The sequence below is a fragment of the Streptomyces sp. NPDC052101 genome (assembly GCF_040680235.1).
GTDB lineage: Bacteria > Actinomycetota > Actinomycetes > Streptomycetales > Streptomycetaceae > Streptomyces.
The window spans coordinates 250,789-272,826 of the sequence record NZ_JBFAWH010000012.1; the positions used below are offsets into that span (position 1 = coordinate 250,789).

Here is a 22,038-nt window from a genome sequence, read left to right on the forward strand (position 1 = left end):
CCCCGTCCCCCATCACAACACCATCCGGTAAGAGCGCGTTCGGGGGGTGGTGGTTCATCGGGAGGGCGGGCCAACGGCGTTGTCAGTGGCGGCCTCTACAGTCACTGCCATGGCGACTCTTCCCAACCCGCTGCCCAAGCTGGCCACCGACCCCAGCGGTCGTTCCCTGGGACTTCAACTGCCGCCGGGCAGACTGGTCGACCTGACGCATGAGGGTCCTTGGCACGAACCGCTGCTGTGGTGCGCTCAGAAGCCGGCCGCGCCGGGCACCTGGAAGGCACTGGGCGCACCTGCGGCCCGCGCCGGTCTGCTGCCGGTGCTCGTGGACGCCGGCGACGCCGGGGGCGGCCTGGAGGACTGGGAGCTGGCACCCGGCGAGACGTCGTACCCGGGCGACCACGACGCCGAGGACATCCTCGCCGAGTACTGGGAGGAGGAGACGGAGGACGGCGAGATCGCCGAGGAGATCGAGCCGTTCGGGAGCGACTGGCCCGGCCTCGCGCCCGCCGCCGCCCTCTGTGCCGATCCAGACATCCGTGCCGCGCAGGTCGCCGACGCGCTCGGCGGCGATCCGGAGTCGGCGGTCGGGCAGGCGCACCTCGCCCTGGTCCCGGCCCGCCGGTCCGCCGACGTCCCGGCGGCGATCGGCTGGACCGGCCCGGTCAACTACGAGGGCGACGTGGCCCGGATATGCGCGGTGCTGCGCTCCTGGGAGGACCGCTTCGGCATACGGGTCGTGGCGCTCGGCCTCGACACCCTGGTGGTGTCCGTCGCGGCCCCGCCGGCCACGCAGGAGGACGCCGAGGCGGTGGCGGCGGAGCACTTCGCGCTCTGCCCGGACAACGTGCTCCAGGGCGAGTGCGACACCCTCCGTGCCTATGCGAAGGATCTGATCGGCGCGCCCGCCTGGACCTTCTGGTGGGACTGACCCGCCCGCCCCGCTCCGGCGCTCAGCCCCCGAGCCCCCGTCCCAGCCTCCGCAGCCCCTCCGCGATCTCCTCGGGTGTCTGGGTGACGAAGCACAGGCGGAGGGTGGAGGGGTCCGGGTCACCGGCATGGAAGGGCGCGCCGGGGACGTAGGCCACGTTCTGCTCGACCACGCGGGGCAGCAGCGCGAGGGTGTCGTACGACTCCGGCAGGCGCACCCACAGGAACATGCCGCCCTCGGGCCGGCTCCACCGCGAGCCGGCCGGAAGGGCGCCGGGCAGGCCCGTCAGCATGGCGTCACGGCGTGCGCCGTACACGGCCCGCACCCGCTCCACATGGGTGTCCAGGACGTCCAGATAGCGGGCGGCGGCGAGCTGGTTGAGCGTCGGGGTGTGCAGGTCCGCCGCCTGCTTGGCCACCGCGCAGGCCCGGCGCAGCCCGTCCGGGGCGCGCAGCCAGCCGAGGCGCAGACCGGGGGCCATCACCTTGGAGAAGGAGCCGAGGAGGACGGTCCGGTCCTCGGCTCCGGGGAGCGAGGCGATCCAGGGGACGCGCTCGCCGTCGTAGCGGAGTTCGCCGTACGGGTCGTCCTCGATGATCCACAGTCCCTGGCGGGCGGCGACGGCGGCGATCGCCGCGCGGCGCGGCGCGGGCATCGTACGGCCGGTGGGGTTCTGGAAGGTGGGGACCAGGTAGAGCAGCTTCGGGCGCTCGCGGCGGACCGCCTCCTCCAGGGCGGCCGGGTCCACTCCGTCCGTGTCGCCCGGCACGGCCACCACGCGCGCGCCCGCGAGGCCGAAGACCTGAAGTGCCGCCAGATAGCAGGGGTTCTCGACCAGGACCGTGTCGCCGGGTTCGAGCAGGGCCGTCGCCAGCAGGGACAGGGCCTGCTGGGAGCCGGTGGTGACGATCAGGTCGTCGGGGGCGGTGGACAGGCCCCGGGCGGTGATGCGGGCCGCGAGGCCCGCACGGAGCGTGGGCTCGCCCTCGGTCGTGGAGTACTGCAGCGCCTGCGCCGGGATCGTCGCCAGGACGTCCTGGAAGGCCGCCGCTATGCCGTCCCGGTCGAAGAGTTCCGGCGCCGGCAGGCCGCCCGCGAAGTTGATCACCTCGGGGCGGGCGGTGACCGCGAGGATGTCCCGCACGGGCGAGCCGCCCACACTCCGGGCACGCGCGGCGAGCGGCGGAACGGCGGCGCGGGTCGGGACCGGCCCGGCGGAGGTCGGAGCTGACTCGGTGAGGGACATGGCGCGGCTCTCCTTCAGGTCGTTTCCGGCCACACTAGAGAGGTACATGCCGCTTACACCGGTAATTCCGCGATCCGGACGAGATGCGGTGGGCGCCGCAGGCGGCGAAGGGCGTCCGCTACGCCAGCTCGCCGACCGTCACGTACGGGCAGCAGACGCAGGCGACGCCCTCAACCGGTGAGCCCTGCGGGCGACTAGCGCAGCTTCCGTGCCGCCTCGGTCGCCCAGTAGGTGAGGATGGTGCGTGCCCCGGCGCGCTTGATGCCGGTCAGGGTCTCGAAGATGGCCCGGTCCCGGTCGAGCCAGCCCTTCTCGGCGGCGGCCTCGATCATCGAGTACTCGCCGGAGATCTGGTAGGCGACGACGGGCACGTCCACGGCGTCCGCGACCTTGGCCAGGATGTCGAGGTACGGCCCGGCCGGCTTGACCATGACCATGTCCGCGCCCTCCTCCAGGTCCAGGGCCAACTCCCGCAGGGACTCACGCCAGTTGGCGGGGTCCTGCTGGTAGGTCTTGCGGTCGCCCTTCAGCGAGGAGCCGACGGCCTCGCGGAAGGGGCCGTAGAACGCGGAGGAGTACTTGGCGGTGTAGGCGAGGATCGCCACGTCCTCGCGGCCGATCTGGTCGAGCGCGTCGCGGACGACGCCGATCTGGCCGTCCATCATCCCGCTCGGGCCGACGACGTGCGCACCGGCGTCGGCCTGCACCTGCGCCATCTCCGCGTACCGCTCCAGGGTGGCGTCGTTGTCGACCCGCCCCTGATCGTCCAGCACCCCGCAGTGCCCGTGGTCGGTGGTCTCGTCCAGGCACAGGTCGGACATGACGAGCAGGTCGTCGCCGACCTCGGCCCGTACGTCCCGGATGGCGACCTGAAGGATCCCGTCCGGATCGGTGCCCGGAGTCCCGGCGGCGTCCTTCTTGCTCTCCTCCGGCACGCCGAACAGCATGATCCCGGAGATCCCGGCCTCCACCGCCTCCAGCGCGGCCTTCTTCAGGCTGTCGCGGGTGTGCTGGACGACACCGGGCATGGCGGCGATCGGCACGGGCTCGCTCACGCCCTCCCGGACGAACGCCGGGAGGATGAAGTCGGCCGGGTGCAGTCGCGTCTCGGCGACCATCCGGCGCATGACGGGCGAGGTCCGCAGTCGCCGGGGACGCGTACCGGGAAACGATCCGTACTTCGTCATGCCCTCTACGCTACGCCCGCCCGGCCGCCGCCTTTGCCGACGCCCTGTCGGACCGGTGGCGGGCTCGCAGATTGGCTCATAGGCGGCCCACAGACAGCCCATTCACGCCATTCGCGGGCATAGCGGCGCGGCCATACGAAGTCTTTGCGCTCTCCTGGCGATCCCTGGGTCCGCCCGCCTCCCCAGCGTTCTACGCGCGTGGTGTCATGCACGCGCCACCCTCCACGGCACGACCCCCACGTTTCCCTGCCTCCTGACAGGAGTCACGCATGCTGCGGAAGGTCCTCACCCGCGCGGCCGTCGCCCTCACCGCCGGTGCCGCCGTCGTCAGCACCGCCGTTCCCGCGAACGCGGCGAGCTACTCGGCGTTCGCCTTCTCCCGGACCGGCGGCCAGCCCGCCATCTACGACTTCGTCAACTCGGCCACCAGCTCGCTCGACATGACCATGTACGAGCTGGAGGACACCACGGCCGTCAACGACCTCATAGCCCTGAAGAACAAGGGCGTCACGGTCCGGGTCATCCTCGACCGCCAGCACAAGACCGCCAACAACTCGGCGTACACGTCCCTGACGAACGCGGGCGTGGGCGTGGTCTGGTCCTCCTCCGCCTACGTCTACACCCACCAGAAGACGATCACGGTCGACGGCACCAAGTCCCTGGTCCTGACCGGCAATCTGACCTCGCAGTACTACACGACCGGCCGCGACTACGGCGTCTTCACCGACGACACGCGTGACGTCGCCGCGATCGAGAAGGTCTTCGACGCGGACTACACGGCGACGTCCGTGACCCCCACCGACGGCGACCACCTGCTGTGGTCCCCCACCGACTCGCGCAACCGCCTCGTCTCCTTCATCAACTCGGCGACCAAGACGCTCGACGTGGAGGAGCTGGAGTTCAGCGACAGCACGGTGGTCAACGCGATCGTGGCGCGGGCCAAGGCGGGCGTCAAGGTCCGCGTGGTCCTGGAGAATCCTTCCAGCTACTCCAGCGAGGTCTCCGCCGTCAAAGCCGCCGGCGGCACGGTCGTCGGCTACTCCGACCCGAACGGCTTCTACATCCACGCCAAGGCGATGGTCGCCGACTACGGCCTGTCCACCCAGGAGGTCGAGGCCGGCTCCATGAACATCAGCAGCAACTCCCTGAGCAACAACCGGGAGCTGGGCATCATCCTGACCGGCACGGGCGTCGCCCAGCCGGTGGCCCAGACGATCGAGACGACGTTCAACAGCGACTACGCGGGCGGCACGCCGCAGTAGCCGACGCACGACAGGCGGGTGCCGTTCGGCACCCGCCTGTTCTCACGTGGTCGTACGGCGCCTGCGCGCCCCCGGCCGACGCTCGCTCGGCCGCGTCACCGGATCCCCCGCCTCCAGCGCGGCGGCACGCCGCTTCAGACCGAAGTCGGCCAGCGCCTCCGCCAGCTTGAGCACAGACGGCTCCGGAGCCATGACGTCGACCCGCAGACCGTGCTCCTCGGCCGTCTTGGCCGTGGCCGGACCGATGCACGCGATGACCGTCACGTTGTGCGGCTTGCCCGCGATACCCACCAGGTTGCGCACCGTGGACGACGACGTGAAGAGAACCGCGTCGAAGCCGCCCCCCTTGATCGCCTCCCGCGTCTCCGCCGGCGGCGGCGAGGCCCGCACGGTCCGGTACGCCGTGACGTCGTCGACCTCCCAGCCCAGCTCGATGAGCCCGGCGACCAGGGTCTCCGTGGCGATGTCGGCCCGCGGCAGGAACACCCGGTCGATCGGGTCGAACACCGGGTCGTACGGCGGCCAGTCCTCCAGCAGACCCGCGGCCGACTGCTCACCGCTCGGCACCAGATCCGGCTTCACGCCGAAGGCGACGAGCGCCTTCGCGGTCTGCTCGCCCACCGCGGCCACCTTGATGCCCGCGAAGGCACGCGCGTCGAGCCCGTACTCCTCGAACTTCTCCCGGACCGCCTTCACCGCGTTGACCGACGTGAACGCGATCCACTCGTACCGCCCGGTGACCAGGCCCTTGACCGCGCGCTCCATCTGCTGAGGCGTCCGCGGGGGCTCCACCGCGATCGTCGGAACCTCGTGCGGCACGGCGCCGTAGGACCGCAGCTGGTCGGAGAGCGACACCGCCTGCTCCTTCGTGCGCGGCACGAGCACCTTCCAGCCGAACAGCGGCTTGGACTCGAACCACGACAGCTGGTCGCGCCGGGCGGCGGCGGAACGCTCGCCGACCACGGCTATGACCGGCCGCCCGCCGTCCGGCGACGGCAGCACCTTCGCCTGCTTCAGCGTCTGCGCGATCGTGCCGAGCGTCGCCGTCCAGGTGCGCTGGCGGGTCGTCGTACCGGCGACGGTGACCGACAGGGGGGTGTCGGGCTTGCGGCCGGCGGACACGAGTTCACCGGCCGCCGCGGCGACCGAGTCCAGCGTCGTCGAGACGACGACCGTGCCGTCCGACGCGCCCACCTCGGTCCAGCAGCGGTCCGACGCCGTACGGGCGTCCACGAACCGGACGTCCGCACCCTGCGCGTCCCGCAGCGGCACACCGGCGTACGCGGGCACGCCGACCGCGGCCGCGACACCGGGGACGACCTCGAAGGGCACCCCGGCGGCGGCGCAGGCGAGCATTTCCTCCGCCGCGTACGTATCAAGTCCCGGGTCCCCGGACACCGCACGGACGACCCGCCTGCCGCCCCGCGCAGCCTCCATGACAAGATGAGCGGCATCCCGCGCAGCGGCCGGGACAGCGGCGGTTGTTGACGTGCCGTCAACGACCGTCAGCTGGGGCGTGCCCGTGCCCGGCGGCGAGACCGAGGAATGGTCTGCGTCCGTCTGCACCACGGAAACGCTCTGTCGGGCGTGTGTCCGGATCACGTCGAGCACCTCGTGCTCGGCGACCAGGACGTCCGCGTTCGACAGCGCCTCCACGGCGCGCAGAGTCAGCAGTCCCGGATCTCCGGGTCCGGCACCGAGGAAGGTGACGTACCCGTGTTCCGGACCGGCGGCAGGAAGGGCGGTGGGGCTCAATGTGCTCGCTCCCCCATCAGACCGGCCGCGCCCTGGGCGAGCATCTCGGTGGCGAGTTCGCGACCGAGTGCCAGCGCCTGCTCGTGCGTCTGGGGCACGGAACCGGTGGTGGACAGCTGCACCATGCGAGTGCCGTCGGTCGTGCCGACGACGCCACGCAGGCGCATTTCCTTGACAATCTGCCCGTCGGCCAGGAGGTCGGCCAGCGCGCCCACAGGTGCGCTGCAACCGGCCTCCAGGGCGGCGAGCAGTGACCGTTCGGCGGTCACGGCGGCCCGGGTGAACGGGTCGTCGAGTTCGCCGAGCGCGGCGATCAGGTCCGCGTTGTCCGCGGCACACTCGATCGCCAGTGCCCCCTGGCCGGGGGCGGGCAGAACCGTGTCGACCGACAGGAAGTCGGTCACTTCGTCGATGCGGCCGATCCGGTGCAGGCCGGCCGCGGCGAGCACGACGGCGTCCAGCTCGCCGCCGTGCACATACCCGATCCGCGTATCCACATTCCCCCGGATCGGGACCGTCTCGATGTCCAGGCCGTGGGTGCGTGCGTACGCGTTCAGCTGCGCCATGCGGCGCGGCGAACCGGTGCCGATGCGCGCCCCGCGCGGCAGGTCCGTGAACTTGAGGGCGTCACGCGCGACGATCACGTCCCGCGGGTCCTCGCGCGGCGGTACGGCGGCGAGGACCAGCTCCTCGGGCTGCGCGGTGGGCAGGTCCTTGAGCGAATGAACCGCGAAGTCGACCTCGCCCCGCATCAGCGCGTCGCGCAGCGCCGTCACGAAGACGCCGGTGCCGCCGATCTGCGCCAGCTGCTCGCGCGAGGTGTCGCCGTACGTGGTGATCTCGACCAGCTCGACGGGCCGTCCGGTCAGCCGGCGGACGGTCTCCGCCACCTGACCGGACTGGGCCATGGCGAGCTTGCTCCGCCTGGTCCCCAGTCTCAGTGCCTTGTCAGTCATGCTGGTCGGTCCTTCTTGTCTGTGCTGTCCACGGCCCGGGAGACGGCGGCGACCGTCTCGGGGTCGAGGTCGAACAGGGTGCGCAGCGCGTCCGCGTACCCGGCGCCGCCGGGCTCGGCCGCGAGCTGCTTGACCCGTACGGTCGGCGCGTGCAGCAGCTTGTCGACGACCCGGTGCACGGCCTGGCGGATCTCGCCGCGCTGGCGTTCGTCCAGGTCGGGCAGGCGGCCGTCGAGCCGCGCGATCTCACTGGCGACGACGTCGGCGGCCATGGTGCGCAGCGCGACCACGGTCGGCGTGATGTGCGCCGCCCGCTGTGCCGCGCCGAAGGCCGCGACCTCGTCGGAGACGATACGCCGGACCTGGTCCACATCGGCCGCCATCGGTGCGTCGGCGGAAGCTTCCGCCAGCGACTCGATGTCCACCAGCCGCACCCCGGCCAGCCGGTGCACGGCCGCGTCGATGTCGCGGGGCATGGCCAGGTCGAGGAGGAAGAAGAAGGGCGCCGGGCGCTCGGCCGGCGGCTCCGGCTTGCGCCGCTCGGGGATCCGGCCGACGGTGGCGGCGGTCGCGGCGAGCGCGGTGATCAGCTCGGCGTCCGCCTCGGGCGTGCGGCGCTCGCGGCGGTCCACGGCCGTGCCCGCGGCCCAGGCCGCGTGCTGCTCCAGGGTGGCCGCGTCCATTCCGGCGACGGCGGCCTCGCCCATGAGGGAGAAGCCGGGCTGTACGGCGGCCAGGTCCAGCGGGCAGTTCTCGTCGGTGCCGACACTGGTGGGCGGCAGCTGCACGGCCTGCGTGGCTTTCACGGCCGTGACGGCCGGGTCGGCGACCACCGGCTGCCCGGTACGGCCCCCGACCGCCTCGGCGACCGCCTCCGCCGTGAGCACCAGGCCCGTCGCCCCGGTACAGGAGACGACGACGTCGGCACGTGTCAGCTCGTCCGATACGGCGTCCATCCGTACCGCACGGGCGGCCACCGCGTTGTCGTCGGCCTCCGTCAGTATCTCGGCCAGGCGCTCGGCGCGCTCGACGGTGCGGTTGGCGACGACGACCTCGGCGACCCCGGCCCGCGCCAGCGTCGCGGCGGCCAGCGAGGACATCGATCCGGCGCCGATGACCAGCGCCTTCTTGCCCGCGGCCCATGCCTCGACGGCACACCCGGCGGCCAGCTGCTCCAGGCCGAAGGTGACCAGGGACTGGCCGGCGCTGTCGATGCCGGTCTCGGAGTGGGCGCGCTTGCCGACCCGCAGGGCCTGCTGGAACAGGTCGTTCAGCAGCCTGCCGGCGGTGTGCAGCTCCTGCGCCTGGGCCAGCGAGTCCTTGATCTGGCCGAGGATCTGGCCCTCGCCGACGACCATCGAGTCGAGCCCGCAGGCCACCGAGAAGAGGTGGTGAACGGCCCGGTCCTCGTAGTGGACGTACAGATAGGGCGTCAGCTCCTCCAGCCCCACACCGCTGTGCTGGGCGAGCAGCGTGGACAGCTCGGCGACACCGGCGTGGAACTTGTCCACGTCGGCGTACAGCTCGATGCGGTTGCAGGTGGCGAGCACCGCCGCCTCGGTGGCCGGCTCGGCGGCGACCGTGTCCTGGAGCAGCTTGATCTGGGCGTCCGCGCTCAGCGCGGCCCGCTCCAGCACGCTGACCGGTGCGCTGCGGTGGCTCAGTCCGACGACGAGGAGACTCATGCCGGCATCACGGCGGGTACGTCCCCGTCGGGCCCCTGGTCGGCGGAGGAAGCGTCACGGGCGGCCGCGGGGTGCGCCCCGTCGCCCGCCGCGGTCTCCTCGCCGGCCTTGCGCTGCTCGTGGAAGGCGAGGATCTGGAGTTCGATCGAGAGATCGACCTTGCGCACGTCGACCCCGTCCGGGACGGTCAGCACGGTCGGCGCGAAGTTCAGGATGGAGGTGACCCCGGCGGCCACGAGCCGGTCGCAGACCTGCTGGGCGGCACCGGCGGGGGTGGCGATCACGCCGATGGACACCCCGTTGTCCTGGATGATCTTCTCCAGGTCGTCCGTGTGCTGCACCGGGATACCGGCGACCGGCTTCCCGGCCATCGCCGGATCGGCGTCGATGAGGGCCGCGACCCTGAAGCCACGGGAGGCGAACCCGCCGTAATTGGCCAGGGCGGCGCCGAGGTTACCAATACCGACGATCACAACCGGCCAGTCCTGGGTCAGGCCGAGTTCACGGGAGATCTGGTAGACGAGATACTCCACGTCGTAGCCGACACCGCGCGTTCCGTAGGAGCCCAGGTACGAGAAGTCCTTGCGCAGCTTGGCGGAGTTGACCCCCGCCGCGGCCGCCAGTTCCTCGGAGGAGACCGTGGGTACCGAGCGCTCCGACAGTGCGGTCAGGGCTCGGAGGTACAGCGGAAGCCGGGCGACGGTGGCCTCGGGAATCCCTCGGCTACGGGTCGCCGGTCGGTGTGTTCGGCCAGTTGCCACGGTGCTCCTGCGGGTAGAGCGGGGCTGCAGGCGGTCATACGTCCCCAGACCGCCCCGTCGACAGCAGGCTATGTCTTTGTGAACGCGTGCACAAAGATGGTGTCCGATTTGCCCGGCAGAAGTGACCGGGGTCACGCGCCTTTCGCGCCCTCGCCGGGAACCGGCGCACACGCACCGCCGTTCCTTAGTTACTGGGGGCAAAACCCCACACTCTCCTCACAAATCCCGCCCCCGAGATCAGACCGCCGTCGATCCTAAGCGACTTTCGGGCCGGTTTGGACTAGTCGGTCAGTGCCCGGCGCAGTCGCTCCTCGTTCACGCGCCAGAAGGTGTGCTGTTCACCATCGATCAGTACGACCGGGATCTGCTCCCAGTACCGGTCGTGCAGAGCCCGGTCCTCGGTGATGTCCTTGGACTCCCAGGGCACCCCGAGTTCCCCGCAGACCTTCTCGATCACGACCTGCGCGTCCTCGCACAGATGACAGCCGGGCTTGCGGATCAGTGTGACGAGCCGCTCACGGGGCTCGGCCTTGCGCCGGAAAAGGGGACTCATACGAGCCATTCTCGCGCGTGCCCCGCACGCTTCCGATCAGTTCTTTAACGGCCCGGTCGCGGAGAGTTCACACCTTTCAAACCCTCGTGGCCGGGGAAGCACCGAACAAACTGGCTATGCTCACGACATGGCCGCTCTCGGATGGCTCACTCCTCGTAGGCGCTCCGCCACGGCGCGCAGCGTGTTGGCAGGCGAGGCCTCGGCGGAGGCTGCCCGCAAGTCCTCGCAGGAAGCGCAGGAAACCCCGCAGGTCACCGACGAGGAACCGGAGTTCCCGGTGCGCGGCGACGACAAGGCGGCCGCCTTCTTCGACCTCGACAACACCGTGATGCAGGGCGCAGCGCTGTTCCACTTCGGCCGGGGCCTGTACAAGCGGAAGTTCTTCGAGACCCGCGACCTCGCCCGGTTCGCCTGGCAGCAGGCCTGGTTCCGGCTGGCCGGCGTCGAGGACCCCGAGCACATGCAGGACGCCCGCGACTCGGCGCTGTCGATCGTCAAGGGCCACCGGGTCGCCGAGCTGGAGTCGATCGGCGAGGAGATCTACGACGAGTACATGGCCGACCGCATCTGGCCCGGCACCCGCGCCCTGGCCCAGGCCCACCTGGACGCCGGCCAGAAGGTGTGGCTGGTCACGGCGGCCCCCGTGGAGATCGCCCAGGTGATCTCCCGCCGCCTCGGCCTCACCGGGGCCCTCGGCACGGTCGCGGAGTCCGTGGACGGCGTCTACACCGGCAAGCTGGTCGGCGAGCCGCTGCACGGCCCGGCGAAGGCGGAGGCGGTACGCGCCCTGACGGCGGCCGAGGGCCTGGACCTCGCCCGCTGCGCCGCCTACAGCGACAGCCACAACGACATCCCCATGCTGTCCCTGGTCGGCCACCCCTACGCCATCAACCCCGACGCCAAGCTACGCAAGCACGCCCGCGAGAAGGACTGGCGCCTGCGGGACTACCGCACCGGGCGGAAGGCCGCGAAGGTCGGCATCCCGGCGGCAGCGGGCGTCGGAGCGGTGGCCGGCGGCACGGCGGCCGCGATCGCCCTGAGCCGCCGGCGCCGATAGCGCGCGACAGCACCGGCGCGGCGGCGCCCCGAGCCGGGCTCCCGCCCCCGCACCGCGCCGTCGTCGTCCGCGGCTCGCCGTGGGCCGGTCGCGCGGTTCCGCGCACCCCTGGAGGTTGCGGCGCCCACACCCACCTCGCGCGCCCCCTTCGCGCGGCCGGATTATGCCGCGGCCACTTCAACACGCCCTGTACTTCGCCGAAAGCCGCCTCATTCCGATCAACAAGCGATCACGCTACGGAACTTGATAGGCCCTCAATCGGCAACAGAAGCGACGCAATCGATGATTTGAGCAACTCGGTGTAGCAGTGCCTGCACGAAGCGTTATTCTCCTCAGACGCAAACCGGTACCTCTCCGTCGCTACGACGGGTGAACGGTCCCGTACTGCACGTGATGGAAGCTCTGCCTCTGGGAGTCCCGTGTACCCACACGTCGGGGTTGACGCCTCGGGCCTGGCTACGCTGCGCGCAACTGTCGCAACGGTCAAAGAGACGCTGCGCGGCCTCGTCCCCACCGCGTACGCCGTCCCCGCCTTCGCCGCCGCCGCGCCCGTCGGCCCGTGCTACGCACTGGCCGACGGCAGCGCCGCCGTCGGCAGACGAGGGCGTTCCGCCGGCGCAGGTGCCGGTGCCGCCACCGCCCGCCGCCCGGCCGCCGACAGCGACAGCGCCCGGATGATGGACCTGGTCGAGCGCGCTCAGGCGGGCGAGGCCGAGGCCTTCGGCCGACTGTACGACCAGTACAGCGACACGGTGTACCGGTACATCTACTACCGCGTCGGAGGCCGGGCCACCGCCGAGGACCTCACCAGCGAGACCTTTCTGCGGGCGCTGCGCAGGATCGGCACCTTCACCTGGCAGGGCCGCGACTTCGGGGCCTGGCTGGTGACGATCGCCCGGAACCTGGTGGCCGACCACTTCAAGTCCAGCCGCTTCCGCCTGGAGGTCACCACCGGCGAGATGCTCGACGCCAACGAGGTCGAGCGCTCCCCGGAGGACTCCGTCCTGGAGACCCTGTCGAACGCCGCGCTGCTGGATGCCGTACGCCGGCTCAACCCGCAGCAGCAGGAGTGCGTGACGCTCCGCTTCCTCCAGGGCCTCTCGGTCGCCGAGACCGCCCGTGTCATGGGCAAGAACGAGGGCGCCATCAAGACCCTCCAGTACCGCGCCGTACGCACGCTGGCCCGGCTTCTGCCGGACGACGCGCGCTGAGCCGCAGCCCGCACCCCACTACACATGGCGACGTCCAACTCACGTTCCGTGAAAGCTCGTTGCCTTTCCGATCCGGTCATCCGCCGTCCGTAACCCAAGTGCCGCGCCAGTCGTTGTGCGGGATACAGGCTCCCTGTGGTCACGTCTGGCCGACCCTGATCACTCGATCGTGTGGAAGTGGTCGCGGGCGTGCAACCCTCAGGACCCCCTGGGGAGTCGACCGTGATGACGAGAGGAGGTGCCGCCAGTGATCGCGAACGTATCGGCACACCGGCGGGCGAACGCCTTCGCCCAGGCCCTGGAGGAGCTGTCCGACCGGGACACGGCGGCCGAGCAGTCCGTAGACCCGGCGGGTTCTCCGCCGACCGTCGAGGAACAGAGCGAGCGGGGCGAGCTGCTGGCCCTCGCCGCGGACCTCGACGCGCTGCCCAAGCCGCAGCTCGACCCCGAGGTCAAGGTCGTGCAGCGCGCCCAACTGGTGGCCGCGATGGAGGCCATGTTCCAAGAGGGCACCGGGATGGCGGACGCGTCGGTACCCAGACAGAAAGGCGCGCACCGGGCGAGCCCCCTGGGCAAGCTCCGCCCGCGTTCCCGACTGACCAAGGGGCTCGCCGCGGGCGGGCTCAGCGTCGGCGTGGCCGCCGGGGCCTTCGGCGGGGTCGCCGCCGCCAGCTCCGACGCCCTGCCCGGCGACTCGCTGTACGGCCTCAAACGCGGCATCGAGGACTTCAAGCTCAACTACCTGACCAACGGCGACGACCAGCGCGGCCAGACCTACCTCGACCAGGCCTCCACCCGGCTCAGCGAGGCCCGTCGGCTGATGGAGCGCGGCCGCGGCGGCCACCTCGACCACGAGTCCATCGGCGAGATCCGCCGCACGCTCTCCGGCATGCAGCGCGATGTCACCGAGGGCCACCGCCTGCTCCACGAGGCCTATGAGGCCGACCCCGGCTCGCTCGGCCCGATCCAGGCCCTGTCCACGTTCTCCCGCGCCCACCGCGAGGCCTGGAGCGCGCTGAGCGACAAGCTGCCCGTGCAGCTCGGGGACGTCAAACAGCAGGTGTCGTCGGTGTTCGACGCCATAGACCAAGAGGTCGCCCCGCTGCAGTCCCTGCTCCCGCAGTCGCCCGCCCAGGGCGGCGACGGCAAGCGGCAGGGCTCCGGCTCGGCGTCCACCGGCTCCTCCGGCGGCCGGCGGTCGAGCGCGCCCAGCTCTTCCGGCCACACCCCGTCCTCCGGCAAGCACGCGAGCACCGGCGACCCGAGCGGCACGGCCACCGGCAGCAGCGGCATGGGCCTCATCGGCGGCGACACGGGCGGCCTGCTCGAACCACCGAAGACCGGCACCGGCAGCGGCACGCCGTCCACCAGCAAGCCCCCGACGACCACACCGGACGTCACCATCCCACCGCTCCTCCCGGGCCTCCTGCCCGGCCTGGGCATCGAGGGAGAGGACGCGACGCACTAACGGCAGTGGGGGCGCCCTCCCGAGCACGGCGCCCCCACTCAGAAGACCGAACGCATCAGAAGAAGACCGACCGCCGCTGCACCAACAGCTTGTACAGCGTGTGCTGAATCTGCTCCCGCACCTGATCAGTCAAGTTGAACATCAGCATCGGATCCTCGGCAGCCTCCGCCGGATACCCGTCCGTCGGAATCGGCTCACCGAACTGGATCGTCCACTTCGTCGGCAGCGGAACCGCACCAAGCGGCCCCAGCCACGGAAACGTCGGCGTCAACGGGAAGTACGGAAATCCCAGCACCCGCGCCAGAGTCTTCGCGTTGCCGATCATCGGGTAGATCTCCTCGGCGCCCACGATCGAGCACGGAATGATCGGCGTCCCCTGCCGCAGCGCGGTGGAGACAAAGCCCCCGCGGCCGAACCGCTGCAGCTTGTACCGCTCGCTGAAGGGTTTCCCGATGCCCTTGAAGCCCTCCGGCATCACCCCGACCAGCTCGCCCTGAGCCAGCAGCCGCTCCGCGTCCTCCGCGCACGCCAGGGTGTGCCCCAGCTTGCGGGCCAGCTCGTTGACCACCGGCAGCACGAAGACCAAGTCGGCCGCGAGCAGCCGCAGATGCCGGCCGGCCGGATGGCGGTCGTGCACGGCGACCTGCATCATCAGCCCGTCCAGCGGCAGCGTCCCGGAGTGGTTGGCGACGATCAGCGCCCCGCCCTTCGCCGGGATGTTCTCGATGCCCTTCACCTCGACCCGGAAGTACTTCTCGTACACCGGCCGCAGCAGCGACATCAGGACCTGGTCGGTCAGCTCCTCGTCGTAACCGAAGTCGTCGACGTCGTAGTCCCCGGTCAGCCGGCGCCGCAGGAAGGCCAGCCCGGCCGCCACACGCCGCTCCAGGCCGCCGGCCGGCCCGCCGGGCCCCGGTCGCTCCGGCGACTCCTCCCGCTCCTCCTCGCGGCTCACAGGCCCGTCTTCCTGTGCCCGGGCCCGGCCCGGCAGAGGCTGGACCTCACCCATCTCCCCGGCCTCGCCGACGGCGCCGCGCCGGCTGCTGCCCGTGCTCCGGCGCCGCGCCGGGCGCTGCGCGGCGCTCCCGCGGGACCGGTCGTCGTCGAACGGAATGACCTTGGCGTCCGCCATCGTTTGCCGCTCTCCTCAGTTGGCGCTGTGCGTCGTGGGCCGGCCGCCGCCCCTCGCGGCCAGCGCGGCGATCCGGTCGACGGCCCCCGCGAGGGCCTGAGGCGGCACCAGGCCGGGGCCCTGGCCGCGGGCGAAGTCCGCGAACGTCTCCGCCGTCGTGTACTTGGGCGTGAAGCCCAGCGTCTCGCGCATCTGGACGGTGTCCACCACCCGTCCATGGGTGAGCAGCCGGATCTGCTCCGGCGAGAAGTCCGTCATACCGAGCGTACGCACCAGCGAACCCGCCCAGGTGACCGCGGGCAGCAGCAGCGGCACCGTGGGCCGCCCGAGCCGCCGGGAACACTGCGAGAGCAGCAGCACACCGTCCCCGGCGATGTTGAACGTGCCGCTGTTGAGGGTGCCCCGGCGCGGCTCGTGCGAGGCGATCCTGAGCACCTCGATGACATCGTCCTCGTGCGCGAACTGCAGTCGAGGGTCGTAGCCGAAGACGGTCGGCAGGACCGGCAGCGCGAAGTACGAGGCGAGCGGGGTGTCCGCGGCCGGCCCGAGGATGTTCGCGAACCGCAGCACGCACACGGCGACGTCCGGCCGCCGCCGGGCGAACCCGCGCACATAGCCCTCGACCTCGACCGTGTCCTTCGCGAAGCCGCCGCTCGGCAGCGACTTCGGCGGGGTCGTCTCGGTGAAGACGGCCGGATCGCGCGGCGCGGAGCCGTAGACGTTCGTACTGGACTTCACCACCAGCCGCTTCACGGTCGGCGACTTCTGGCAGGCGCCGAGCAGCTGCATGGTGCCGATGACGTTGGTCTCCTTGACCGTGGCCCGGCTGCCGCTGCCCAGCGCCGTGCCCGTCACATCCATGTGGACGACCGTGTCGGCGCCCGTCTCGGCGAGCACCCGGGCGATCGTCGGCAGCCGGATGTCGGCCTGGATGAAGTCCGCCCCGCCCAGATGGTGGGCCGGCGGGACCGCGTCCACGGCGATCACCCGGTCTACCTCCGGATCCCGCTGGATCCGCCGTACGAACCGGCCGCCCAGTTGCCGGGCGACTCCGGTGACGAGCACGACCTTCCCCAAGATCAGCGCCTTCCCTCGTACGTGATGCGTACGGCCAACCTAGCGGGTTGATGTTGCGCTGTGATGACCGCCCGATGCAGGAAGTGACGGAAATTCACTCATCGGAACATCCGGGTTCCCCTGCCTGCCTGGTTTCCCGGATATGCCTGTGGCCCCCCACCAGTGTCTGATGGGAGGCCACAGATACGCGCTGAAACGCTCTCGCGCGTCGCCTACTTCTTGTTGCGACGCTGAACGCGCGTGCGCTTGAGCAGCTTGCGGTGCTTCTTCTTGGCCATCCGCTTGCGCCGCTTCTTGATAACAGAGCCCACGACTACCCTCGCTCACTTCTCATCACTCGGTTGTTTGGGCGCCATGGGCCCACACGACCTACGAGGGGCTAGCCTACCCAACCGAGCGCCAAGGTCGTAATCGAGGGGGGAACCCCGGGTCACCCGGGGGTCACCCTGGGATTGCCGTCAGGCCGTCTCCACCCCCACATAGCTGTCACGGAGGTACTCGTGTACCGCTTGCTCCGGGACACGGAACGACCGCCCGACCCGGATCGCGGGCAGATGACCGCTGTGCACCAGGCGGTACACGGTCATCTTCGACACTCGCATCACCGAGGCAACCTCCGCCACGGTAAGGAACACGACCTCGTTCAGAGGCCTCTCGTCAGCTGCAGCCATGACACACCTGAACCTTCCGCACTCGACGGCCACCGGCTTCCCCTTCCGGTGACTCTTCGTCGTTGCGTGCTCACTCCCCAATGTAGGGGCGGGTGATGCAAGTGGGGAAGAGGTGCACCCATCGCAGGCCTACTGTGACAGACACGCTCGTTTGAGTACGTAGCGGGTGAGCGGCCGGTAGTAGTCAGACCGCACGGCGTCATCAACCGGAACGGCGACGGACACGCGCCCCTCCGCCTCCCCCACGAACAGCGCCGGATCGTCGGTGTCGGCGAGCCCGATGGCCTCGAACCCCAGCTGACCAGCTCCGCAGACCCAGCCGTGGTCCCCGACGACCAACTCGGGCAGCGGCCCCCCGCCCTCCGCCGCGGCCTCCAGCACGACCCGAACCGGCAGCGGCGAATGGCTGTGCACGCCCGGCTCACAACCGGGGCGCCCACCGTCGGTTTCCCGCACCAACCCGACGCCGCGTGTGTAGTCCACCGCGCACGTACGTAGACCGAACCGGGTCAATATGTCGACACAGCGACCCTGCGCCGGGGTGAGCACGTCACACCCCGCCGCCGAGAGCGCGTCCGCCAGTCCGGCGTAGAACCCGAGCAGCGGCCGCGGATGCCCGGTCCCGAACAGCACGGGCGCACCCCGCCTGGCCACCTCCCCGATCCGCCCCGCGAACGCGTCCAACGCGGCCAACGTCCGCTCCGGATCGATCACATCCGGGCCCGAAGTGTGCCGGGGATCGGCCGAGACCCCGCACTTCTCCGCCATGAGGCCCAGCAAGTCCCGCTGCCCCCAGGTCCCTTCGGGATCGATCCCGATCAGCACCCGGGGATCCCGGGCGGCGAAGAGCCGATAACTCCGCAGACTGTCCTCCCGAGAGGTCCCCACCTCCCCGGCAAGCCGAACAGCCAGCAGATACGCACACAGAGTTCCGCTGGTCGACACGGGTGCGATGGTGACGCATGGGGGACCCGTCAGGGGACCGAACCGGGGGATTTCCGCACAGTCGGCGTAATCCGCACGATGTCACGGCAGCAGCCCCCGCAACGGGAACACGGCCCGCCGAGTCGCCCGTACCGCCTGATCCAGCCGGTCCGCAGGGTCGTAACCCGCATCCCACGACGCCCAACTCACCGGCCACCGCCCATCGGTCATCCGCTGCGGCCCCAACTGCCGGGTCAGAGCGAACGCGTCCTGCCGCCACCCCTCGGGAATGACCGTCTCCGGCGCCACCGGCCGCCCCGCCGCGATCCCCACCAGATGCGTCCACGACCGAGGCACGACATCCACGACCGCGTACCCGCCGCCCCCCAACGCGACCCACTTCCCCCCGGCGTACTCGTGCGCCAGCTCATGACACGCCACCTGCACGGCCCGCTGCGCGTCCAGCGAGACCGCGAGATGCGCGAGCGGATCCTCGAAGTGCGTGTCGGCCCCGTGCTGCGACACGAGCACCTGCGGCCGGAACTCCGCGAGCAGCTCCGGCACCACCGCGTGAAACGCCCGCACCCACCCCGCGTCCCCGGTCCCCGCCGGCAGCGCCACATTCACGGCGGACCCCTCCCCCGCCCCGGCGCCGACCTCCTCCGGCCACCCGGTCTGCGGGAACAACGTACGAGGATGCTCGTGCAACGAGATCGTCAGAACCCGCGGATCCTCCCAGAACGCCGCCTGCACCCCGTCCCCGTGATGCACGTCGACATCCACATAGGCGACCCGCTCGGCCCCCAGCTCCAGCAGCCGGGCAATGGCCAGCGAAGCATCGTTGTAGACACAGAACCCGGACGCCCCACCCGGCATCGCATGATGCAGCCCGCCCGCGAAGTTCACGGCGTGATCGGCATCCCCCCGCCACACCGCCTCCGCCGCCCCCACCGACTGCCCGGCGATCAGCGCGGACACCTCGTGCATCCCGGCGAAGGCGGGATCGTCAGCGGTCCCCAGCCCGTACGAGCCGTCCGCCCTCGCCGGATCGGCCGACACGGCCTTCACGGCGTCGATGTAGTCCTCCCGGTGGACCAGCCGCAGCGTCGACTCCCCGGCCGGCTTGGCCGCGACGACCTCCAACTCCCGGTCGAGCCCGAAGGCACCCACCAGTTTCCGGGTCAGTGCCAGCCGGACCGGATCCATCGGATGGTCCGGGCCGAAGTCATAGCCCGTTACTGCCTCGTCCCACATCAGCTGTGCGCGGCCGCTCATGCCCGCCACCGTATCGGCCCGGTTGAGCAGCGAACGACCTGGCGTACACCAACGTCACCAGCACCAACACCATCGGCACCAGCATGGCCCCCCGATAGCTCCACGCGTCGCCCAGGGCCCCCACCAACGGCGAACCGACCAGAAAACCCACGTAATTGAAAATATTGAGCCGCGCGATGGCAGCATCCGAAGCCCCGGGACCGTGATTCTCAAAAGCGAGCCTCCCCGCCGCCGCGAACGTCTGCGGCACCAGCACACACAAGCCCAGCCCCAGCAGCGTGAACCCGAGCATCCCGACCCACGCCCCGGGCGCCGAGGCCACCACCGCGAACCCGCCGGCCGCCACCAGCGTCCCGAGCCGTACGACCGCCACCGCCCCGAACCGCCGTACCCCGAGGTCCCCGATCGCCCGCCCCAGCAGCGTGGTCACCATGTACACGTTGTACGGCACGGTCGCCAGCTGCTCCGAGCTGCCCAGCACGTCCTTCAGATACTTCGCGCTCCAGTTGGAGACCGTCGAGTCCCCGATGTAGGCGAAGGTCATCACCAGACAGAGCGGCAGCAGCAGCTTGAAGACGACACCGCCGCCCTGGCCCTGGCCCTGCTCCTCCCCCACAGGTGCCACATCCCCGTCGACGTACCACCGGCTCGCCACGAGCGTCGCCGGCAGCAGGACGACCACCACCGGCAGGTACGACACCCACAGCGCGAGATGCCAGTGCGCCCCGACCCACGCCAGCGACGCGCCCAGAATCCCGCCCAGGCTGTACGCGGCATGAAAACTGAGCATGATGCTGCGCCCGTACGACCGCTGCAGGCTCACCCCGAGCATGTTCATCGAGGCGTCCAGCACCCCCACGGCCAGCCCGAACACGCCCAGCGCCACCGCCAGCTCCGCGATCCGGCCGCCCGCCCCGGCACCGAGCAGCGCCAGCAGCACCACCGGCTGGGAGCAGCGCAGCAGCCGGCTGGGCCGGATGCGCTGCACCAGCTGCTCGGTGGTCACACTGCCGACGCCGGCGAGGATCGGCACGGCGGCCAGGAAGACCGGCAGCAGCGCGTCGGAGATGCCGTACCGGTCCTGGATGGCCGGGATGCGCGTCACCAGCAGGGCGAAAGTGGCGCCCTGAGCGAAGAAGCTGAACGCCAGCGAGGCCCTGCCGCGCCGCAGCACATCAGTCATGGCGGCGAGCGTAGGGCCCCTGGGTACCTGTGGGTAGATCCAGCCAAAGATGAATTTCCTTCAGCTTTACTCTGCGGTTCCGCCGGATCAGGCGGCGACGGCCACCTCGGGCCGCTGCTCGGCCTTGCCGGCCTCCACCTCGGCGGCGAGCATCCCCTCCATCGGCCCGACGGCCAGCGCACCGCCGACCACGAATCCGATCACCATGGCACCGATGAGGAAGACGTTGCCGAGCCACACCATCGTGTCCACGGGGATGGTGTACGCACCCACGGCCCGGGCGACACACTCGGCCAGCAGCACCAGCCCCCAGACGACCGAGAACGCCTTCTCCTTGGCCCGGAAGGCCGCGGACCGTTCGGACGCCCCGGCAAGGAGCCGCTCCCAGGCGGCCTCCTTCGCCGCGTCGCCCTTGACGAGGAAGGGCTTCATGCCCGCGGTCATCATCGGCTTGCCGAGCAGGACGGAGACGAGGATCCCGAAGGCGACGACACTGCTGACCCCGCTGTCCTTGGCGAGCATCAGCCGGGGGTCGCCGGACACGAAGCTCAGCAGCAGGGAGACGACGTTGACGACCAGGATGAGACCGGCCAGAGCGTTGGTCCTGCGCTCCTTCACCACGCCCCACACGGTCCGCACGGCCGGCACCACACTGCTCCAGGCGAGCGCGGCGAAGGTGCTCATCCCGAAGGCGTCCTTGAGGAGGTAGTACGACCCGAGCGGCACCGACACGTCCAGGAGCAGCGGCTTGAAGTTGTCCAGCACGCTCGGGTTGTGGTTCTGCTGCTTGCTCCGGCCCTCGGCCCCCGTGTTCTTCGTCATGCCCTCAGCTTCGCCGCCGCAGGGGGTGCGGCAGTAGAAACGATCGTCCGGACGTCCGCATGACAATTGTCAGACCCGCACCGGTGACTCGTCATACCAGCAGGTCAGCCAACTCGCCCATGGAGGAGAAGAGTTGATCGGCGCCGGCCAGCCGCTCCGCCGGCGTCATCGCGATGAACCCGTAGACGGCCATCCCGGCCGCCACGGCGGCCTGCACGCCCAGCGGAGAGTCCTCCACGACCAGACACCGCTTCGGCGCCACACCCATCCGTTCCGCGGCGTACAGGAAGAGATCGGGCGCCGGCTTGCCCCGCCCCACGTCCTCGGAGCTGAAGATCCGCTCGTCCGTGAACCACCGGTCGAGCCCGGTCGTACGATGCCCGACCCGGATCCGCGCATGACTCCCGGAGGAGGCCACGCAGTACGGCACCCCGTCCGCGGCCAGCTTCTCCAGTACGCCGCTCACGCCCGCCACGGGCTGCAACTCCCGCTCGAACGCCGCGAACACGCGCGCGTGGAAGACGTCGTCGAAGTCGTCCGGCAGCCGCTGACCCGTGCGCTCCAGCACCAGGTCATGGATCCGGTGCATCGCCGAGCCCATGTAGTCCCGGATGGAGTCCTCGTAGGAGGTCGGGTGCCCCAACTCGGTGAGATAGGCGGCCAGGTGCCGATTGGAGATGGGCTCGCTGTCGACGAGCACACCGTCGTTGTCGAAGATCACCAAGTCATAGCGCATACATTCGAGCATAAACACAGAAAGGCCCACGCCAAAACGGCGTGGGCCTTTCTCAAAATTTGTTCGGCGGCGTCCTACTCTCCCACAGGGTCCCCCCTGCAGTACCATCGGCGCTGTGAGGCTTAGCTTCCGGGTTCGGAATGTAACCG

General features: G+C 70.6%; 21 protein-coding genes and 1 rRNA gene. 5 read left to right on the forward strand and 17 right to left on the reverse strand.

Features of this window, described 5'->3' with window-relative positions; all coding sequences use genetic code 11:
* Positions 1-109: 109 nt before the first annotated feature.
* Positions 110-928, forward strand: coding sequence for a DUF4253 domain-containing protein (locus tag AB0L75_RS22950; protein WP_365183664.1), 819 nt, complete (start codon positions 110-112; stop codon positions 926-928).
* 22 nt (positions 929-950) lie between these two features.
* Here AB0L75_RS22950 and AB0L75_RS22955 read toward each other — a convergent pair whose 3' ends face one another.
* Entirely contained in the window at positions 951-2,174 is a 1,224-nt protein-coding gene (locus AB0L75_RS22955; protein WP_365183667.1) for a PLP-dependent aminotransferase family protein, read from the reverse strand.
* 194 nt (positions 2,175-2,368) lie between these two features.
* Positions 2,369-3,361, reverse strand: a complete 993-nt coding sequence (gene hemB / locus AB0L75_RS22960) for a porphobilinogen synthase (protein ID WP_365183670.1) — start codon at positions 3,359-3,361, stop codon at positions 2,369-2,371.
* Positions 3,362-3,630: 269 nt separating this feature from the next.
* Here hemB and AB0L75_RS22965 point away from each other — a divergent pair, with 269 nt between their 5' ends.
* Entirely contained in the window at positions 3,631-4,623 is a 993-nt protein-coding gene (locus AB0L75_RS22965) for a phospholipase D-like domain-containing protein (RefSeq protein ID WP_365183673.1), read from the forward strand.
* Positions 4,624-4,665: 42 nt separating this feature from the next.
* On the opposite strand, the gene AB0L75_RS22970 is transcribed toward AB0L75_RS22965, so the two are convergent.
* The 5 genes from AB0L75_RS22970 to AB0L75_RS22990 all read right to left on the reverse strand — a co-directional run bounded on the left by AB0L75_RS22970 (position 4,666) and on the right by AB0L75_RS22990 (position 10,342).
* Positions 4,666-6,378: a bifunctional uroporphyrinogen-III C-methyltransferase/uroporphyrinogen-III synthase gene (locus AB0L75_RS22970; protein ID WP_365183676.1), complete on the reverse strand. Its 1,713-nt coding sequence runs from the start codon at positions 6,376-6,378 to the stop codon at positions 4,666-4,668.
* A complete protein-coding gene (hemC, locus tag AB0L75_RS22975; protein WP_365183678.1) occupies positions 6,375-7,334 on the reverse strand; it encodes a hydroxymethylbilane synthase in 960 nt (319 codons plus the stop codon). The genes AB0L75_RS22970 and hemC overlap by 4 nt, the downstream gene beginning before the upstream one ends.
* Entirely contained in the window at positions 7,331-9,019 is a 1,689-nt protein-coding gene (locus AB0L75_RS22980) for a glutamyl-tRNA reductase (protein ID WP_365183681.1), read from the reverse strand. The genes hemC and AB0L75_RS22980 overlap by 4 nt, the downstream gene beginning before the upstream one ends.
* Positions 9,016-9,780 (reverse strand): redox-sensing transcriptional repressor Rex, encoded by a 765-nt coding sequence (locus tag AB0L75_RS22985; protein ID WP_365183684.1) that lies wholly within the window; start codon positions 9,778-9,780, stop codon positions 9,016-9,018. The genes AB0L75_RS22980 and AB0L75_RS22985 overlap by 4 nt, the downstream gene beginning before the upstream one ends.
* A gap of 280 nt (positions 9,781-10,060) precedes the next feature.
* Positions 10,061-10,342, reverse strand: coding sequence for a glutaredoxin family protein (locus AB0L75_RS22990; RefSeq protein ID WP_365183686.1), 282 nt, complete (start codon positions 10,340-10,342; stop codon positions 10,061-10,063).
* 118 nt (positions 10,343-10,460) lie between these two features.
* Here AB0L75_RS22990 and AB0L75_RS22995 point away from each other — a divergent pair, with 118 nt between their 5' ends.
* The 3 genes from AB0L75_RS22995 (at position 10,461) to AB0L75_RS23005 (ending at position 14,069) form a co-directional block, all read left to right on the forward strand.
* Positions 10,461-11,390, forward strand: coding sequence for an HAD-IB family hydrolase (locus tag AB0L75_RS22995; protein ID WP_365183689.1), 930 nt, complete (start codon positions 10,461-10,463; stop codon positions 11,388-11,390).
* Positions 11,391-11,809: 419 nt separating this feature from the next.
* On the forward strand, positions 11,810-12,601 hold the full coding sequence (locus AB0L75_RS23000; RefSeq protein WP_365183691.1) for an ECF subfamily RNA polymerase sigma factor, BldN family: 792 nt from the start codon (positions 11,810-11,812) through the stop codon (positions 12,599-12,601).
* A gap of 247 nt (positions 12,602-12,848) precedes the next feature.
* Entirely contained in the window at positions 12,849-14,069 is a 1,221-nt protein-coding gene (locus AB0L75_RS23005; protein WP_365183693.1) for a DUF5667 domain-containing protein, read from the forward strand.
* Positions 14,070-14,124: 55 nt separating this feature from the next.
* Here the strand turns inward: AB0L75_RS23005 and AB0L75_RS23010 are convergent, their stop codons facing one another.
* The 10 genes from AB0L75_RS23010 to rrf form a co-directional block, all read right to left on the reverse strand.
* Positions 14,125-15,201 carry a lysophospholipid acyltransferase family protein gene (locus AB0L75_RS23010; RefSeq protein ID WP_365183696.1) on the reverse strand — a complete coding sequence of 359 codons (1,077 nt, stop codon included), beginning with the start codon at positions 15,199-15,201 and terminating at the stop codon, positions 14,125-14,127.
* Between the two features lie 15 nt (positions 15,202-15,216).
* The gene (locus AB0L75_RS23015) at positions 15,217-16,278 is read right to left on the reverse strand and encodes an NAD-dependent epimerase/dehydratase family protein (RefSeq protein WP_365183698.1); all 1,062 of its coding nucleotides are present in this window, start codon (positions 16,276-16,278) and stop codon (positions 15,217-15,219) included.
* Between the two features lie 212 nt (positions 16,279-16,490).
* Positions 16,491-16,589, reverse strand: a complete 99-nt coding sequence (locus AB0L75_RS23020; protein WP_003948845.1) for an AURKAIP1/COX24 domain-containing protein — start codon at positions 16,587-16,589, stop codon at positions 16,491-16,493.
* Positions 16,590-16,736: 147 nt separating this feature from the next.
* Positions 16,737-16,949: a helix-turn-helix domain-containing protein gene (locus AB0L75_RS23025; protein WP_159045602.1), complete on the reverse strand. Its 213-nt coding sequence runs from the start codon at positions 16,947-16,949 to the stop codon at positions 16,737-16,739.
* Between the two features lie 129 nt (positions 16,950-17,078).
* Positions 17,079-17,894, reverse strand: coding sequence for a phosphatase (locus tag AB0L75_RS23030; RefSeq protein ID WP_365183701.1), 816 nt, complete (start codon positions 17,892-17,894; stop codon positions 17,079-17,081).
* An 81-nt stretch (positions 17,895-17,975) separates the two neighbouring features.
* A complete protein-coding gene (locus tag AB0L75_RS23035; protein ID WP_365183704.1) occupies positions 17,976-19,148 on the reverse strand; it encodes an acetoin utilization protein AcuC in 1,173 nt (390 codons plus the stop codon).
* Positions 19,099-20,331 (reverse strand): MFS transporter, encoded by a 1,233-nt coding sequence (locus tag AB0L75_RS23040; RefSeq protein ID WP_365183707.1) that lies wholly within the window; start codon positions 20,329-20,331, stop codon positions 19,099-19,101. The genes AB0L75_RS23035 and AB0L75_RS23040 overlap by 50 nt, the downstream gene beginning before the upstream one ends.
* Positions 20,332-20,418: 87 nt before the next feature.
* Positions 20,419-21,153, reverse strand: coding sequence for a VC0807 family protein (locus AB0L75_RS23045; RefSeq protein WP_365183709.1), 735 nt, complete (start codon positions 21,151-21,153; stop codon positions 20,419-20,421).
* Between the two features lie 91 nt (positions 21,154-21,244).
* Complete coding sequence (locus tag AB0L75_RS23050) at positions 21,245-21,889, reverse strand: HAD family hydrolase (protein WP_365183712.1); 645 nt, start codon at positions 21,887-21,889, stop codon at positions 21,245-21,247.
* Positions 21,890-21,950: 61 nt separating this feature from the next.
* Positions 21,951-22,038 (reverse strand): 5S ribosomal RNA (gene rrf / locus AB0L75_RS23055); the annotation flags it as partial.

Coding starts and splice junctions, on each gene's coding strand:
- AB0L75_RS22950 (WP_365183664.1), top strand. CDS start 110: ATGGCGACTCTTCCCAACCCGCTGCCCAAGCTGGCCACCGACCCCAGC.
- AB0L75_RS22955 (WP_365183667.1), bottom strand. CDS start 2,174: ATGTCCCTCACCGAGTCAGCTCCGACCTCCGCCGGGCCGGTCCCGACC.
- hemB (WP_365183670.1), bottom strand. CDS start 3,361: ATGACGAAGTACGGATCGTTTCCCGGTACGCGTCCCCGGCGACTGCGG.
- AB0L75_RS22965 (WP_365183673.1), top strand. CDS start 3,631: ATGCTGCGGAAGGTCCTCACCCGCGCGGCCGTCGCCCTCACCGCCGGT.
- hemC (WP_365183678.1), bottom strand. CDS start 7,334: ATGACTGACAAGGCACTGAGACTGGGGACCAGGCGGAGCAAGCTCGCC.
- AB0L75_RS22980 (WP_365183681.1), bottom strand. CDS start 9,019: ATGAGTCTCCTCGTCGTCGGACTGAGCCACCGCAGCGCACCGGTCAGC.
- AB0L75_RS22990 (WP_365183686.1), bottom strand. CDS start 10,342: ATGGCTCGTATGAGTCCCCTTTTCCGGCGCAAGGCCGAGCCCCGTGAG.
- AB0L75_RS22995 (WP_365183689.1), top strand. CDS start 10,461: ATGGCCGCTCTCGGATGGCTCACTCCTCGTAGGCGCTCCGCCACGGCG.
- AB0L75_RS23010 (WP_365183696.1), bottom strand. CDS start 15,201: ATGGCGGACGCCAAGGTCATTCCGTTCGACGACGACCGGTCCCGCGGG.
- AB0L75_RS23025 (WP_159045602.1), bottom strand. CDS start 16,949: ATGGCTGCAGCTGACGAGAGGCCTCTGAACGAGGTCGTGTTCCTTACC.
- AB0L75_RS23035 (WP_365183704.1), bottom strand. CDS start 19,148: ATGAGCGGCCGCGCACAGCTGATGTGGGACGAGGCAGTAACGGGCTAT.
- AB0L75_RS23040 (WP_365183707.1), bottom strand. CDS start 20,331: ATGACTGATGTGCTGCGGCGCGGCAGGGCCTCGCTGGCGTTCAGCTTC.
- AB0L75_RS23045 (WP_365183709.1), bottom strand. CDS start 21,153: ATGACGAAGAACACGGGGGCCGAGGGCCGGAGCAAGCAGCAGAACCAC.
- AB0L75_RS23050 (WP_365183712.1), bottom strand. CDS start 21,889: ATGCGCTATGACTTGGTGATCTTCGACAACGACGGTGTGCTCGTCGAC.